Source organism: Pseudomonas fluorescens, assembly GCF_001307155.1.
Taxonomy (GTDB): Bacteria; Pseudomonadota; Gammaproteobacteria; order Pseudomonadales; family Pseudomonadaceae; genus Aquipseudomonas; species Aquipseudomonas helvetica.
In genome coordinates this window covers 1,245,025-1,260,181 of the sequence record NZ_CP012830.1, presented here as the reverse complement: position 1 = coordinate 1,260,181, position 15,157 = coordinate 1,245,025, and the positions used below count along the sequence as shown (strand labels likewise).

Below are 15,157 nucleotides of genomic sequence, written 5' to 3'. Positions count from 1 at the left end.
GGTGGTGAGTCGCTGACGCCGGAGTTAAAGTCCGGCGTCGGTTCTTTCTGTGTTGCTCGTAGTCTTAGTGCACCAGCATGCCGGTAAACCAGTAGGCCTGGGCCAGTGTGATCAGGCCGACGATAGTGGCAAAGAATAGGCTGTGCTTGAGGGTGAAGCGGAACAGGTCGGATTCCTTGCCCACCAGGCCGGTCGCGGCGCAGGCCACGGCGATCGATTGTGGCGAGATCATCTTGCCGGTCACGCCACCACTGGTGTTCGCTGCCACCAGCAGCACGTCGTTAACGCCGATCTGGTGTGCGGTGGTTGCTTGCAGCGAGCTGAACAGCGCGTTGGACGAGGTGTCCGAACCGGTCAGGAACACGCCCAGCCAGCCAAGGAATGGCGAGAAGAACGGGAAGGCCGCGCCGGTGGCTGCCAGTACCAGCGCCATGGTCGATGACATGCCCGAATAGTTGGTGACGAAGGCGAAGGCCAGCACCATGCCGATCGACAAAATAGGCCAGCGCAGTTCAAAGAAGGTTTCTTTCAAAGTGGTAAGACCAATTTTGAAGTTGATCTTCAGGATCAGCATCGAGATCAGTGCGGAGAAGAAAATCGCCGTGCCGGTCGCCGAAATCGGATCAAGTTTGAACACTGCAGGAATCGCAGTCGGGGCGGCTACGATCGGGGCCGTCTTGATCACCAGTTGGTCCAGGTGCGGGATGGCGAAGTTGAACACCCAGCTGTACATCGAACCGCCGGCGGCGAACATTGCCTTGAAGGGCTTGAGGGTCCAAATGGTCACCAGCGCGGTGAGGATCAGGAACGGCGACCAGGCCTTGAAGATCTCGCCGAAGCTGTACGGCGAAGGCTGGGTCGTACGCGGTTGACCGAAGCCGCCGGCGCTTCTCACGGTTGCGGCACCGACGCTGGCGGTCGCTTCGGCGAACGAGCGCTTGGGCTGCCAGACCTTGAGGAACAGGGTCAGGGAAACCAGGCTGACCAGTGCCGAGGTGATGTCGGGCAGCTCCGGGCCAATGAAGTTCGAGGTGAAGAACTGGGTCACGGCAAAGCTCAAGCCCGCCACCAACGCTGCCGGCCAGGTCTCTTTGACGCCGCGCAGCCCGTCCATCATGAACACCAGCCAGAACGGCACGAACACTGACAGCAGTGGCAGTTGGCGACCGGCCATGGCGCCGATCTTGAACGCGTCGATACCGGTTACTTGCCCGGCCACGATGATCGGAATCCCCAGTGCGCCGAAGGCTACCGGCGCAGTGTTGGCAATCAGGCACAGGCCGGCGGCGTACAGCGGGTTGAATCCCAGTCCTACCAGCAGCGCGGCGGTAATCGCTACCGGCGCGCCGAATCCGGCGGCACCTTCCAGGAACGCGCCGAAGCAAAAGCCGATCAGCAGCACTTGCAGGCGTTGGTCGTCGGTAATCGACAGCACTGAGCTACGGATCACTTCGAACTGTCCGCTCTTGACCGTCAGTTTATAGAGGAACACCGCGGCCACGATGATCCAGGCAATCGGCCACAGTCCGTAGGCAAATCCATAGCCGGCAGCAGCGAAGGCCATGTCGACAGGCATCTGGAAGGCAAAGATCGCCACCAGAATCGACAGCGCCAGGGTGATGCTCCCGGCGACGTGTCCTTTGAGGCGAAACACGGCCAAAGCGAGGAAGAAAAATACGATGGGGATAACGGCCGCGAGTGCGGACAAGCCGAGGCTGCCGAGCGGGCTGTAGAGCTGTTGCCAGGTTTGCATATGGGGTGGCCCCTAATTGTTGTTGGTCAGGCACTGGTCAGCGTTCTTGGTTAATTGGTAATACCAATTTACAATCGCTGTTGGCTAGGGTAAAAGCCTTGGGTGTGGTGTGTCAATTTGTCGCCCTGAAACTTTTGTCGAATGAGCGGTGCAGAGGTCATCTGATCTGTTCGATCAAACGCCGTCTGGTAGGTGCTGGCACGACGCCAATAGGCCAGAATAGAGAGCCCGGCGAGCCGTCGGGATCGTGGAGAATGAGTTATGGGGTTTGATCAGATTCGTCAGCGCCGTTTGTCTGACGATATTGTCGAGCGGCTCGAAGGGATGATCCTGGAGGGCACGCTGAAGTCCGGTGAGCGATTGCCGGCGGAGCGCGCTCTGGCTGAGCAGTTCGGTGTATCGCGCCCTTCATTGCGTGAGGCGATCCAGAAACTGGCGGCCAAGGGGCTGCTGGTCAGTCGCCAGGGCGGCGGCAACTATGTGGTTGAATCACTCGGTTCAACCTTCAGTGATCCGCTGCTGCATCTGCTGGAAAGCAACCCCGAAGCCCAGCGTGATCTGCTGGAGTTTCGCCATACGCTGGAAGCTTCATGCGCCTATTACGCTGCATTGCGGGCGACGGATGTTGATCGTGAACGACTGACTGCGGCATTCGAAGAGTTGCAGGATTGCTACTCGCGGCATGATCAGGTGAGTCGTGCGGAAGAGGGGGCGGCGGATGCGAACTTTCACCTGGCCATTGCCGAAGCCAGTCACAACGCGGTGCTGTTACACACTATTCGCGGGCTATTCGATCTGCTCAAGCGCAACGTGGTGACCAACATCGGTGGCATGTACAAGCAGGGCGTCGAAACCCGCGACATGCTGATCAGTCAGCACCGGGAGTTGTATCAGGCGATTATCGAAGGGCGTGCAGAGCAGGCGCGAGAAATTTCCAGTCGACACATTTTGTATGTGCAGGAAGTGCTCGAAGAAGTGCGTCAGGAAATGCAGCGCATGGCCCGGGCGGAGCGGCGCAAGGGGATGTAGCTGTGTGAGTGGATTTTGTGTGGCGAGGGAGCTTGCTCCCGCTGGGATGCGAAGCGGCCCTCAAGCCAGTCATTACAATCGCGCAGACGGAATATGTTTACCGGTTTACGACTGCTTCGCCCGAGCGCGGGCCGGCCTGCGGGAGCAAGCTCCCTCGCCACAGTGGTCGCGTTCAGGCTGGAAGATTAATCTTCCTTGCCCTTGTTCCGCACCGCGCGCTGCAACTCGCGACCGGCATCGCGTTCGCGCTCGGTATCACGCTTGTCGTATTCCTTCTTGCCCTTGCCCAGAGCGATCTCGCACTTGATCAAGTGCTTGCTCCAGTACAGCGACAGGCAGACGCAGGCGTAACCCTTCTGTTGCACGGCGGCAAACAGCTTCTCCAGCTCGCGCTGGTTGAGCAGCAGCTTGCGCGTGCGCGTCGGGTCGGCGATGACGTGGGTGCTGGCGGTGGTCAGCGGAGTGATATGACTGCCGAGCAGCCACGCCTCGCCATCCTTGAGCAGCACATAACTGTCGACCAGTTGTGCCTTGCCTGCACGCAGACTCTTTACTTCCCAGCCGGCCAGGACCATGCCAGCCTCGAATCGATGTTCGATGAAGTAATCGTGTCGCGCCTTTTTATTCTGCGCGATGGTCCCTTCGGGGTGTTTCTTCTGTTTAGCCATAGGGGCGGCATTATAGGGAGTTGCGCGCGAGTCGGCTACGGTGAACCTGCGTGCTTGAGCGCATTGAGTGAATCCCGGACAATGCGCCCTCTTTTTTGATCGGTTGGGCGTGTTCAGGATGTCGTCAGACAAGGTTTCAGTCCACGGTAGTTGGGCTAGCCGTTGGGTTTTCATACTCGCTGCGACCGGTTCAGCCGTGGGGCTGGGTAGTATCTGGAAGTTTCCCTACATGGTCGGCGTCTATGGCGGCGGCGCGTTTGTGTTGGTGTTTCTGGCGTGTATTGCGCTGATCGGCGTGCCGGTGATGCTGGCCGAAACCCTGATCGGTCGTCGTGCCCGGCAAAGTCCGGCAAATGCCTTGAAGGTTCTGGCACTTGAAGCCGGGCATTCGGCGAAATGGTCTTGGGGCGCGTTTGCCGGGATGATCACGGCGCTGCTGATCCTGTCTTTCTATAGTGTGGTGGGCGGCTGGTCGCTGGATTACATCATTGATATGGGGCGCGGTGATTTCCAGGGCGTGACGGCCGATCAGGTCGGCGCCTATTTTGGCGGGGTGATCGCCGACCCTTGGCGTCTGACGCTGTGGCATACCCTCTTCATGTTGCTGTCGGCATTCGTTATCGCCAGAGGCGTCGTCGCGGGGCTTGAGCGCAGCTTGCGGATCATGATGCCGTTGCTGTTCGTGATGCTGGTGATTCTGTTGGGCTACAGCCTGACCACCGGGCACTTCATGGAAGGCGTGCATTTCATGTTCGACTTCAACCCGGACAAGTTGCTGGACGGCTTGCTGCCGGCCATGGGGCATGCGTTTTTTTCCCTGAGCGTCGGTGTGGGCTCGATCATGATCTACGGTGCTTATATGCCTAAGCATTCGTCGATTTCCGGGACCATCGTCGGCGTTGCGTTACTGGATACCTTTGTTTCGTTGCTGGCCGGCCTGGCGTTGTTTCCGATTGTGTTTGCTGCCGGTTTGAACCCAAGCGAAGGGCCAGGATTGATGTTTGTCAGCCTGCCGTTTGCCTTTGGTAACGTCGCATTCGGCCAGTTGATGGGGGTGGTGTTTTTCGTGCTGGTGGCGATTGCGGCCTGGAGTTCGGCGATTTCCTTGCTGGAGCCGATGGTGGCCTACCTGGTTGAGCGGACCAACATCCGTCGTGGCTGGGTGACGTTCTGGCTGGCATTCAGTTGCTGGTTTGTTGGCTTGGGAACGGTGTTTTCCTTCAATATCTGGAAGCAGGCTAAGTTTTTCGTGAATGATGGCGGTGCGTTTCACCTCTACCAGTGGGGGGCGCAAAATGGTCTGGATTTCTTTGGTGTGATCGATTTCTTCACCTCGCGGATCATGTTGCCGCTCGGTGGTTTGTGCTTTGTGGTGTTTGCAGGTTGGGTGATGGGCCGTGAAGCGGTGCGCGACGAACTGTCGATGCGCAGCCCGGCATTGTTTGCTCTGACATTGTTCTTGATGCGCTATGTGGCGCCAATCGGCATTCTTGTAGTGTTTGCCGCCCAGCTGTGGAAGTGACGCTGACATGACGACACATATTCAACGTTCGGCCCTGTTGCCGTATCCGGCACAAGCGCTGTATGACCTGGTCAATGACGTGGCGCGCTATCCGGAATTTTTGCCTTGGTGTTCCGAGGCTGAAGTGCTGGAGAGCTCTGCCGTGCACATGCGTGCAAGCGTAGGCGTTGCCAAGGGCGGGTTAAGCCAGCACTTTGTGACGCGCAATACGCTGGTGGCCGGGTCTTCGATCGAGATGCATCTCGAAGAGGGGCCGTTCAATCAGTTGCATGGTGTTTGGGTGTTCAAGGCATTGGGCGAGAAAGCCTGCAAGATCAGCCTGGACCTGTCGTTCGATTATGCCGGGCCGATTGTTCGGGCGACCCTGGGACCGTTGTTCAATCAGGCGGCTAACACGTTGGTGGACGCGTTCTGTCAGCGCGCCAAGCAGTTGCATGGTTAAGCCGGTGATTGACGTCGAGGTGGTGTATGCCGCCGTCGATCGGCAGATGTTGCTCAAGGTGGCGGTGCCTGTAGGCACTACACTGCGAGCGGCATTGGCTGAATCAGGCATCGCCGAGCAATTCCCCGAACTGGACCTGGCGACGTGCCCCGTGGGGATTTTCGGCAAGGTGATTGCCGACCCTGAGAATCGTCAGGTTCAGGCGGGTGACCGCATCGAGATTTATCGAGCGTTGCTGGCGGATCCAAAAGAGGTGCGCCGATTACGTGCGGCCAAGGCTGCGGCGCAGGCCAAGGCCCGGGATCAGTAGATTTCCCAAATGACAGGCAACAAAAAGCCCGGCATGCCGGGCTTTTTGTTGTGTCGCAATTTATTGCGGCGATGTGTCCAACGGTGTTGGCGTCGGGACCGGAACGGTTTCGACCTTGTCGACGTCCTTCTGGATCTGGTCCAGCAGCGAACCTGGTTTTACCGGTTTCTCTGGCTTTGGCTTCTCGGCGTTTTCAGCAGGGGCGGTTACGGTGGTGCCGCTGTTCTTGCCGAGAATCGCTTCGTCACGGCTCACGCCAGGCATGAAATCACCCGACAGGCTGACAAGCTGGTCGTTAGGGTTGAAGATAACGCTGATGCGTTCCTGTTGGCGTTCACCGCCGCCTGGCTGCAGGCTATACAAGTAATCCCAGCGATCGGCATGGAACGTGTCGGTCAGCAGAGGGTTGCCCATGATAAACCGTACTTGCCGACGGGTCATTCCCGGGCGTAACTGGTCTATCATGTCCTGCGTGACGACATTGCCCTGCTGGATGTCGATTTTGTAAACCCCGGGGAATGAACAACCGGCGAGTGCGAGCAGTCCCACAAAGGTGAAACTGGTTAGCAAGAGCTTGGTGTTTTGCATCGGTGGGCGACTTCCACTATCTTGGCTGGGACAACGTAAACGCCGATCATACCCGCATTAAGAGTAGCTGCGAAGCAGCATCGCGAGAAAGCTGACCATGGTTGAAAATAGCGAACTACGCAAAGCCGGCCTTAAAGTGACCCTGCCACGGGTCAAAATTCTGCAAATGCTCGATTCCGCCGAGCAACGTCACATGAGTGCTGAAGATGTTTACAAGGCGCTGATGGAAGCTGGCGAGGATGTCGGTCTGGCCACGGTTTACCGTGTACTGACCCAATTCGAAGCGGCTGGTCTGGTGGTCCGTCACAATTTCGACGGCGGTCACGCGGTCTTCGAACTGGCGGACGGCGGTCACCACGACCATATGGTTAACGTGGAGAACGGTGAAGTGATCGAGTTCTTCGAGGAAGAAATCGAAAAGCTTCAGAAGGCAATCGTCGAGAAGCACGGCTTCGAGTTGGTGGATCACAACCTGGTGCTGTACGTACGCAAGAAAAAGTAAGCATGTCGCGCGGATTTCTGGTCCGCGATACGAACGAAGGCGACCCAAGGGTCGCCTTCGTGCTGTCTGGTGACTTCAGATTTTTGCCGTCACGACCATTTTCTTTGCGTGGGCCAGGGACTCCTTGGTCAGGTCGATCCCTCCCAGCATTCGCGCCACTTCTTCAATACGCTCGTTTTTACTCAGCTTGGACACGGCGGTGTGCGTGGCATCGTCACCGCGCACCTTGTGGACAAATAGATGCTGATGGCCCTGGGAGGCTACTTGCGGCAAGTGCGTGACGGTCAGCACCTGTCCGCGCTCTCCGAGGCGGCGCAAGAGCTGGCCGACAATTTCCGCTGTCGGGCCGCCAATCCCGACGTCCACTTCGTCGAACACCAGTGTTGGCACTCGCGAGGTTTGTGCGGTGATCACCTGGATGGCCAGACTGATTCGTGACAACTCACCCCCCGATGCGACTTTGGCCAGTGCCTTGAGCGGTTGCCCTGGGTTGGCGCTGACCAGCAGTTCCACCTGCTCGAGGCCGTTGGGCAGCAGTTCAGTGCTGGTGTTTGGGCGTAGCTCAATGGTGAAGCGGCCGCCGGGCATGCCCAGGCGTTGAATTTCCTGTTCGACGGCATTGGCCAGGCTGGTCGAAGCCTGATGACGCAGATCGCTCAGCTCCCGGGCTTTTTCCTGGTAATGCCGGGCGAATGCACCCAGCTCTTCGCTCAGTCGTTCGATGGACTCGTCGTTGGCATTCAGTGTTTCGATTTCGTCCAGCAGTCGTTGCTGAAGCTCCGCGACTTCGGTGGGTTGAATCCGGTGTTTGCGCGCCAGGGTGTAGATCGAATCCAGGCGTTCTTCGAGTTGCTGGAGGCGTGCCGGATCGGCATCGAAATGGTCGAGAAAACGGTTCAGTTCGCCGACAGCTTCTTCCACCTGAATCTGCGCGCTGGTCAGCAGATTGGTTGCTTCGCCGAGGGCGCCGACCGAGTTGCTCACGCTCGACAGGCGATTGAGGCTGGCTGTCAGGGCGTTCAGTACATTGCCGGAATCGCTTTCGCTGCACTGCTCGACCACTTGTCGGCAAATCCCCAGCAAGGTTTCGGCGTTGGTCAGGTTTTTGTGTTCCTGCTCCAGTTGCTCCAGCTCGCTCTCGCCGAGGCCGAGGTTTTCCAGCTCTTCGAGTTGGTAGCTGAGCAATTGGTGGCGAGCGCGCTGCTCGTCGCCGGAGTTGGAGAGGCGCTCCAGCTCCTGGCGAGTCTGGCGCCAGCGCTGGGCGGCCAGTTGCACCTGGCGGGCGAGGTCCGTGGCGCCGGCATATTCGTCGAGCAGCCGACGGTGCGTGTCGGTTTTCAGCAACGATTGGTGTTCATGCTGGCTGTGGATATCGATCAGCAGTTCGCCAAGGGCTTTAAGGTCGCCCAGCGGGCAGGGGCTGCCATTGATGTAGCCACGCGAGCGACCCTCGGCGGTAATCACCCTGCGCAGGATGCATGGGCCGTCGGTATCGAGGTCGCGCTCGGCCAGCCAGGTACTGGCTTCCGGAATATCGGCCAGGTCGAATGTGGCCAGGATGTCGGCCTTCTCGGCGCCTGGGCGAACCACGCCGCTGTCGGCGCGATCGCCCAGGGTCAGGCCCAGGGCGTCGAGCATGATCGACTTGCCTGCACCGGTTTCCCCTGTGATCACGCTCATCCCGCGATCAAGTTCCAGATCGAGATGTTCAACGATTGCGTAGTTATGTACGGACAGGTGCACCAGCATAGAGGCCGCTCCCAGGCTTTAGGTCTGGTTATTTATACAGTGTTTTGTTTCTGGCTGACAATGCCCGTGTTTAGCTCGATTTGCTTGGAAAATGGATTTTTTTAAAACCACCGGGATATTAAATCAGTCGTTTTGTAAGGGTAATAGCGTTCAGAGTTCCGGCAGCCCTTGAACCTGGAATTTGCGACCCCATATACCGGGGCAGAAGCGCGAGTCGAGTTCGCGCACGATTTTGAAAGGAGAAATCTATGGCTGACGAACAGACGCTGGATACGCAAAATCCAGACGCCAATCAGGCTCCCGAAGCATCGGGTGAAGACCTGGCGGCTCGTGTACAAGTGCTCGAAGAGCAACTGGCTGGCGCGCAGGATCAGTCTTTGCGTGTTGCTGCCGATCTGCAGAACGTCCGCCGTCGCGCTGAGCAGGATGTAGAAAAAGCTCACAAATTCGCGTTAGAGAAGTTCGCCAACGACTTGCTGCCGATAGTCGACAGCCTGGAGCGTGGTCTTGAGCTGTCCAACCCGGACGACGAAAGCATCCGCCCTATGCGTGAAGGCATCCAGCTGACCCTGAAAATGTTCCAGGACACCCTGAAGCGTTATCAGCTGGAAGCGATCGATCCTGAAGGTGAGCCGTTCAACGCTGCACATCATCAGGCGATGGCCATGCAGGAAAGTGCAGACGTCGAGCCCAACAGCGTGCTCAAGGTGTTCCAGAAGGGTTACATGCTCAACGGTCGCCTGCTGCGCCCGGCCATGGTCGTGGTCAGCAAGGCTCCGGCGCCGGTTTCGCCTTCGATTGACGAGCAGGCTTGAAATTCGCCGTAAGGCCCCCATTTAGATGTCAAGCGTTTAAGTGCTACCGCAGTTAGCCACCACTGCTGCGGCAACCAAATCCAAAGTTTCGGGAGAGTGAACATGGGCAAAATTATCGGTATCGACCTGGGGACTACCAACTCCTGCGTCTCCGTGCTGGAAAACGGCGTAGCCAAAGTTATCGAAAACGCTGAAGGCGCGCGTACTACGCCGTCGATCATCGCTTATGCCAACGATGGCGAGATCCTGGTGGGTCAGTCGGCCAAGCGTCAGGCTGTGACCAATCCGCACAACACCCTGTATGCGGTGAAGCGTCTGATCGGTCGTAAGTTCGACGAAGAAGTCGTACAGAAAGACATCAAGATGGTCCCTTACAAAATCGCCAAGGCTGACAATGGCGACGCTTGGGTTGAAGTGAACGGCCAGAAAATGTCGCCGCCACAGATCTCGGCTGAAATCCTGAAGAAGATGAAGAAAACCGCCGAAGACTACCTCGGCGAGACTGTGACTGAAGCGGTTATCACCGTTCCGGCCTACTTCAACGACAGTCAGCGTCAGGCGACCAAAGACGCCGGCCGTATTGCTGGCCTGGACGTAAAACGCATCATCAACGAACCAACCGCAGCCGCTCTGGCCTACGGTATGGACAAGGCCAAGGGCGATCACACCGTGATCGTTTATGACCTGGGTGGCGGTACTTTCGACGTCTCCGTAATCGAGATCGCCGAAGTTGATGGCGAGCACCAGTTCGAAGTGTTGGCCACCAACGGTGACACCTTCCTGGGTGGTGAAGACTTCGACATTCGTCTGATCGACTACCTCGTTGACGAATTCAAGAAAGAAAGCGGCATGAACCTCAAAGGTGATCCGCTGGCCATGCAGCGCCTGAAAGAAGCCGCTGAGAAAGCCAAGATCGAGCTGTCTTCGAGCCTGCAGACCGACGTTAACCTGCCGTACATCACTGCAGATGCGACCGGTCCTAAGCACTTGAACGTGAAAATCTCCCGCGCCAAGCTGGAAGCGCTGGTTGAAGACCTGGTTCAACGCACCATCGAGCCTTGCCGCATTGCCCTGAAAGACTCGGGTATCGACGTTGGCGCGATCAACGACGTGATCCTGGTCGGCGGTCAGACCCGTATGCCACTGGTTCAGAAACTGGTGACCGAGTTCTTCGGTAAAGAAGCCCGTAAAGACGTTAACCCGGACGAAGCCGTTGCCATGGGTGCTGCTATCCAGGGTGCAGTATTGGCCGGTGACGTGAAAGACGTCCTGCTGCTCGACGTCAGCCCGCTGACTCTGGGTATCGAAACCATGGGTGGCGTGATGACTGCGCTGATCGAGAAAAACACCACGATTCCTACCAAGAAATCGCAAGTGTTCTCGACTGCCGATGACAACCAGGGTGCAGTGACCATTCACGTGCTGCAAGGTGAGCGCAAGCAAGCTGCCCAGAACAAGTCCCTGGGCAAGTTCGACTTGGCCGAGATTCCACCAGCACCACGTGGCGTGCCACAAATTGAAGTGACCTTCGACATCGACGCCAACGGCATCCTGCACGTAGGCGCCAAAGACAAGGCCACCGGCAAGACTCAGTCGATCGTGATCAAGGCCAACTCCGGTCTGTCCGAGGAAGAAATTCAGCAGATGATTCGCGATGCTGAAACCAACGCTGACGAAGACCGCAAGTTCGAAGAGCTGGCCACTGCCCGTAACCAGGGCGACGCGTTGGTTCACTCGACGCGCAAAATGGTCGCTGACGCTGGCGATAAAGTGACTGCTGAAGAGAAGACCGCAATCGAAGCTGCCGTGGTTGCCCTGGAAGCCGCTGTTAAAGGCGACGACAAGGCGGCTATCGAAGCCAAGGTTGAAGAGCTGTCGAAAGTCTCCGCTCCAGTGGCGCAGAAGATGTACGCCGAACAGGCTCAGCCAGCTGACGGTGCGGCACCGCACGCTGAAAAAGCTGAGAAGGCTGACGACGTTGTCGACGCTGAGTTCGAAGAAGTCAAAGAACACAAGTAAGTTGTTGGTCGGCCGGTTGACTGCCTTTGTGCGGTGACTGGTAGGATGTCGCCGCGCGGGAGCTTGCTCCCGCGTTGGCGTGTCTGGAGTAGACGAATTTTTACAGCATGCGACAGCGTTCGGATGCTGGCGGTGCGGACGGGGATGCTCCTGCTTTCCGATCCACAGGTATCGCATCGAATCAAAGACCAGGATCGTTGAATTGACGTGAGTTGGGTCCGGGCCTGTATTGGGGCTCAACGAGTTTGGCGAAGCTCAGGAGGGGTTTGCCGAACGTCCTTAAGAGTGCAAAGACTTATGGCAAAGCGTGACTATTACGAAGTGTTGGGTGTTGAGCGTGGCACGAGCGAAACGGACCTGAAAAAGGCCTACCGTCGCTTGGCAATGAAGCACCACCCGGACCGTAATCCTGACGACAAAGCGTCGGAAGAAAAATTCAAGGAGGCCAACGAGGCCTACGAAGTACTGTCCGATTCCAGCAAGCGCGCGGCGTACGACCAGTACGGTCATGCCGGTGTCGACCCAAGCATGGGTGGCGGCGGTGCTGGTTTTGGTGGTCAGAACTTCTCCGATATCTTCGGTGATGTGTTCAGTGACTTCTTCGGTGGTGGTCGCGGCGGTTCCCGTGGCGGTGCTCAGCGCGGTAGCGATCTGCGCTACACCCTGGAGCTGAACCTGGAAGAAGCGGTGCGCGGCACAACCGTGAATATCCGTGTTCCAACACTGGTCAACTGCAAGCCGTGCGACGGGTCGGGTGCCAAGAAAGGTTCTGCGCCGGTCACGTGCCCAACCTGCGGCGGTATCGGTCAGGTGCGCATGCAGCAAGGCTTCTTCTCGGTGCAGCAAACCTGCCCGCGTTGCCATGGCCAGGGCAAGATCATTTCCGATCCATGCAACTCCTGCAATGGCGAAGGTCGTGTCGAAGAGTACAAGACCCTGTCGGTGAAAGTGCCGGCTGGCGTTGATACCGGCGACCGTATTCGTCTGTCTGGCGAAGGCGAGGCGGGGACTCAAGGTGGGCCGACTGGCGACCTGTACGTGGTGATCAACGTTCGCGAGCACGCGATCTTCCAGCGTGACGGCAAGCATCTGTTTTGCGAAGTGCCGATCAGCTTCGTCGATGCAGCGCTGGGCGGCGAGCTGGAGATTCCGACCCTTGATGGTCGGGTCAGGCTGAAGATTCCTGAAGGCACGCAGACCGGCAAGCAGTTCCGGGTGCGTGGCAAGGGCGTGGCACCGGTTCGTGGCGGTGGCGCGGGCGACCTGATGTGCAGTGTGGTGGTCGAGACTCCAGTCAATCTGGGGCGTCGTCAGCGCGAACTGCTGGAAGAGTTCCGCAGTTCCCTGGCGGACGACAACAGCCATTCGCCGAAAACCACCGGTTGGTTCGAAGGCGTGAAGCGCTTCTTCGGCGATCTGTAAGGAGTCGGGCATGCGACGTATAGCTGTGATGGGCGCTGCCGGGCGCATGGGCAAGATCCTGATCGAAGCGGTGCAGCAACGCGCACCACTCACTGGTCTGACGGCGGCAATCGTGCGCCCTGGCAGCACGCTGATCGGCGTGGATGCCGGTGAGCTGGCCGCGCTGGGGCGGATCGGTGTGCCGCTGTCCGGTAACCTGGAAATGGTGGCGGCTGAGTTCGATGTGTTGATCGACTTCACGCTACCGGAGGTCATGCTGAAGAACCTGGCGTTCTGCCGCAAGGTGGGCAAGGCCATGGTCATCGGCACTACGGGGCTGGATGCTGCGCAAAAGCAGTTGCTGGCCGAGGCAGGCAAGGACATTCCAATTGTCTTCGCCGCCAATTTCAGTGTTGGCGTGAACCTGTCGCTGAAGCTGCTCGATATGGCGGCTCGTGTGTTGGGTGATGATGCTGATATCGAAATCATCGAAGCCCATCATCGAAACAAGATCGATGCGCCTTCAGGCACGGCTTTGCGCATGGGCGAGGTGATCGCCAGCGCACTGGATCGTGATCTGCAGAAGGTTGCGGTCTATGGGCGCGAAGGCCACACCGGTGTGCGCGAGCGCGAAACCATCGGTTTCGCCACGGTTCGCGGCGGTGATGTGGTCGGCGATCATACGGTGCTGTTCGCCTGCGAGGGCGAGCGCCTGGAAATCACCCATAAAGCGTCCAGTCGCATGACCTTCGCCAAGGGCGCGGTGCGTGCCGCGTTGTGGCTGGATGGTCGTGAGCCGGGTCTTTACGACATGCAAGACGTGCTCGACCTGCGTTAAGATGCAGCCGGAATCGGGTTCAAACACAGCGTTTGAGCCCGATTTATCCCGCCAAGCGACGTCCTGTCGCATTCCCCGGCCTTTTAGGCTCATTGGCGGTAGACCAAAAAAGCCTTTTTCTGTAAGCTACAGCTTTAGTGTGTCCACTAAAAGCGCGCAGAATAATTCAGTGAAGAAGCGGGGTGACGTGTCCATACGTCACTCCGCTTTTTTGCAACCTGCGATCGCCCTTTCAGGCTTTATTTACGGGAGGTCTTCTTGACTAAGCCAGCCATACTCGCCCTTGCTGATGGCAGCATTTTTCGCGGCGAAGCCATTGGAGCCGACGGTCAAACCGTTGGTGAGGTGGTGTTTAACACTGCCATGACCGGCTATCAGGAAATCCTTACCGATCCTTCCTACGCCCAACAGATCGTTACCCTGACTTACCCGCACATCGGCAACACCGGCACCACGCCGGAAGACGCCGAGTCCGACCGCGTATGGTCTGCAGGTCTGGTTATTCGTGACCTGCCACTGGTTGCGAGCAACTGGCGTAACACGATGTCCCTGTCCGACTACCTGAAAGCCAACAACGTTGTGGCAATCGCCGGTATCGACACCCGCCGCCTGACACGCATCCTGCGTGAAAAAGGCGCGCAGAACGGCTGCATCATGGCTGGCGACAACATCTCCGACGAAGCTGCGATTGCAGCAGCGCGCGGCTTCCCGGGCCTGAAGGGCATGGATCTGGCGAAAGTCGTCAGCACCAAGAAGCAGTACGAATGGCGCTCGACTGTCTGGGATCTGAAAACCGACAGCCACGCGACCCTCGACGCTTCCGATCTGCCGTACCACGTGGTTGCCTACGACTACGGCGTCAAGGTCAACATCCTGCGCATGCTGGTCGAGCGCGGTTGCCGCGTGACCGTGGTGCCAGCTCAAACGCCGGCTGCTGACGTTCTGGCTCTGAAGCCGGACGGTGTATTCCTGTCCAACGGCCCGGGCGACCCTGAGCCATGCGACTACGCGATCCAGGCGATCAAGGACATCCTTGAAACCGAGATCCCGGTGTTCGGCATCTGCCTCGGCCACCAACTGTTGGCCCTGGCCTCTGGCGCCAAGACCCTGAAAATGGGCCACGGTCACCACGGCGCCAACCACCCGGTTCAGGATCTGGATTCCGGTGTCGTCATGATCACCAGCCAGAACCACGGTTTTGCGGTAGACGAAGCGACTCTGCCAGGCAACGTTCGGGCGATCCACAAATCGCTGTTCGACGGCACCCTGCAAGGCATCGAGCGTACCGACAAGAGCGCGTTCAGCTTCCAGGGTCACCCTGAAGCCAGCCCTGGTCCGAACGATGTGGCGCCGCTGTTCGATCGCTTCATCAACGAGATGGCCAAGCGACGTTAATCGCCGGGCTTGAGCATGTAGCGAGAAGTCCCTGAGGGTGGCCCCGGTAACCCGGCGGTCCCTGAAGGGCTTCAGAGATTGATCAAGACGGCTTCTCCTAGGGGATTGCCGTCGGACCTGCGGATT

Annotated in this window: 14 protein-coding genes; 10 read left to right on the top strand and 4 right to left on the bottom strand. The window is 58.3% G+C overall.

From position 1 onward, the window contains the following. Positions 1-64 precede the first annotated feature (64 nt). Positions 65-1,753 (bottom strand): lactate permease LctP family transporter, encoded by a 1,689-nt coding sequence (locus AO353_RS05700; RefSeq protein WP_054594079.1) that lies wholly within the window; start codon positions 1,751-1,753, stop codon positions 65-67. A 261-nt stretch (positions 1,754-2,014) separates the two neighbouring features. Between AO353_RS05700 and AO353_RS05695 the strand changes: the two genes are divergently transcribed. Next, on the top strand, positions 2,015-2,782 hold the full coding sequence (locus tag AO353_RS05695; protein ID WP_054594078.1) for an FCD domain-containing protein: 768 nt from the start codon (positions 2,015-2,017) through the stop codon (positions 2,780-2,782). A 185-nt stretch (positions 2,783-2,967) separates the two neighbouring features. Here AO353_RS05695 and smpB read toward each other — a convergent pair whose 3' ends face one another. Continuing rightward, a complete protein-coding gene (smpB, locus tag AO353_RS05690; RefSeq protein WP_019691770.1) occupies positions 2,968-3,450 on the bottom strand; it encodes an SsrA-binding protein SmpB in 483 nt (160 codons plus the stop codon). A gap of 118 nt (positions 3,451-3,568) precedes the next feature. On the opposite strand from smpB, the gene AO353_RS05685 reads away from it, so the two are divergent. Genes AO353_RS05685 through AO353_RS05675 form a run of 3 tightly spaced genes read left to right on the top strand, consistent with a single transcriptional unit; the run spans position 3,569 to position 5,724 of the window. Then, positions 3,569-4,972: a sodium-dependent transporter gene (locus AO353_RS05685; RefSeq protein ID WP_054594077.1), complete on the top strand. Its 1,404-nt coding sequence runs from the start codon at positions 3,569-3,571 to the stop codon at positions 4,970-4,972. A gap of 7 nt (positions 4,973-4,979) precedes the next feature. Continuing rightward, the gene (locus tag AO353_RS05680) at positions 4,980-5,414 is read left to right on the top strand and encodes a type II toxin-antitoxin system RatA family toxin (RefSeq protein ID WP_054594076.1); all 435 of its coding nucleotides are present in this window, start codon (positions 4,980-4,982) and stop codon (positions 5,412-5,414) included. Next, the gene (locus tag AO353_RS05675; RefSeq protein ID WP_054594075.1) at positions 5,407-5,724 is read left to right on the top strand and encodes an RnfH family protein; all 318 of its coding nucleotides are present in this window, start codon (positions 5,407-5,409) and stop codon (positions 5,722-5,724) included. The genes AO353_RS05680 and AO353_RS05675 overlap by 8 nt, the downstream gene beginning before the upstream one ends. 60 nt (positions 5,725-5,784) lie before the next feature. Here the strand turns inward: AO353_RS05675 and AO353_RS05670 are convergent, their stop codons facing one another. Then, on the bottom strand, positions 5,785-6,312 hold the full coding sequence (locus AO353_RS05670) for an outer membrane protein assembly factor BamE (protein WP_054594074.1): 528 nt from the start codon (positions 6,310-6,312) through the stop codon (positions 5,785-5,787). Between the two features lie 97 nt (positions 6,313-6,409). Between AO353_RS05670 and fur the strand changes: the two genes are divergently transcribed. After that, positions 6,410-6,814 carry a ferric iron uptake transcriptional regulator gene (gene fur, locus AO353_RS05665; protein WP_019691775.1) on the top strand — a complete coding sequence of 135 codons (405 nt, stop codon included), beginning with the start codon at positions 6,410-6,412 and terminating at the stop codon, positions 6,812-6,814. Positions 6,815-6,889: 75 nt separating this feature from the next. Here fur and recN read toward each other — a convergent pair whose 3' ends face one another. Beyond that, on the bottom strand, positions 6,890-8,563 hold the full coding sequence (recN, locus tag AO353_RS05660; RefSeq protein WP_054594073.1) for a DNA repair protein RecN: 1,674 nt from the start codon (positions 8,561-8,563) through the stop codon (positions 6,890-6,892). Positions 8,564-8,811: 248 nt separating this feature from the next. Between recN and grpE the strand changes: the two genes are divergently transcribed. From grpE to carA, 5 genes are all read left to right on the top strand, one after another. Continuing rightward, complete coding sequence (gene grpE / locus AO353_RS05655) at positions 8,812-9,378, top strand: nucleotide exchange factor GrpE (RefSeq protein ID WP_054594072.1); 567 nt, start codon at positions 8,812-8,814, stop codon at positions 9,376-9,378. Positions 9,379-9,480: 102 nt separating this feature from the next. Beyond that, a complete protein-coding gene (dnaK, locus tag AO353_RS05650; RefSeq protein WP_054594071.1) occupies positions 9,481-11,397 on the top strand; it encodes a molecular chaperone DnaK in 1,917 nt (638 codons plus the stop codon). Positions 11,398-11,694: 297 nt separating this feature from the next. Then, the gene (gene dnaJ, locus AO353_RS05645; RefSeq protein WP_054594070.1) at positions 11,695-12,819 is read left to right on the top strand and encodes a molecular chaperone DnaJ; all 1,125 of its coding nucleotides are present in this window, start codon (positions 11,695-11,697) and stop codon (positions 12,817-12,819) included. Between the two features lie 10 nt (positions 12,820-12,829). Next, the gene (dapB, locus tag AO353_RS05640; protein ID WP_054594069.1) at positions 12,830-13,636 is read left to right on the top strand and encodes a 4-hydroxy-tetrahydrodipicolinate reductase; all 807 of its coding nucleotides are present in this window, start codon (positions 12,830-12,832) and stop codon (positions 13,634-13,636) included. Between the two features lie 258 nt (positions 13,637-13,894). Then, positions 13,895-15,031 (top strand): glutamine-hydrolyzing carbamoyl-phosphate synthase small subunit, encoded by a 1,137-nt coding sequence (gene carA, locus AO353_RS05635; protein ID WP_054594068.1) that lies wholly within the window; start codon positions 13,895-13,897, stop codon positions 15,029-15,031. Positions 15,032-15,157 lie beyond the last annotated feature (126 nt).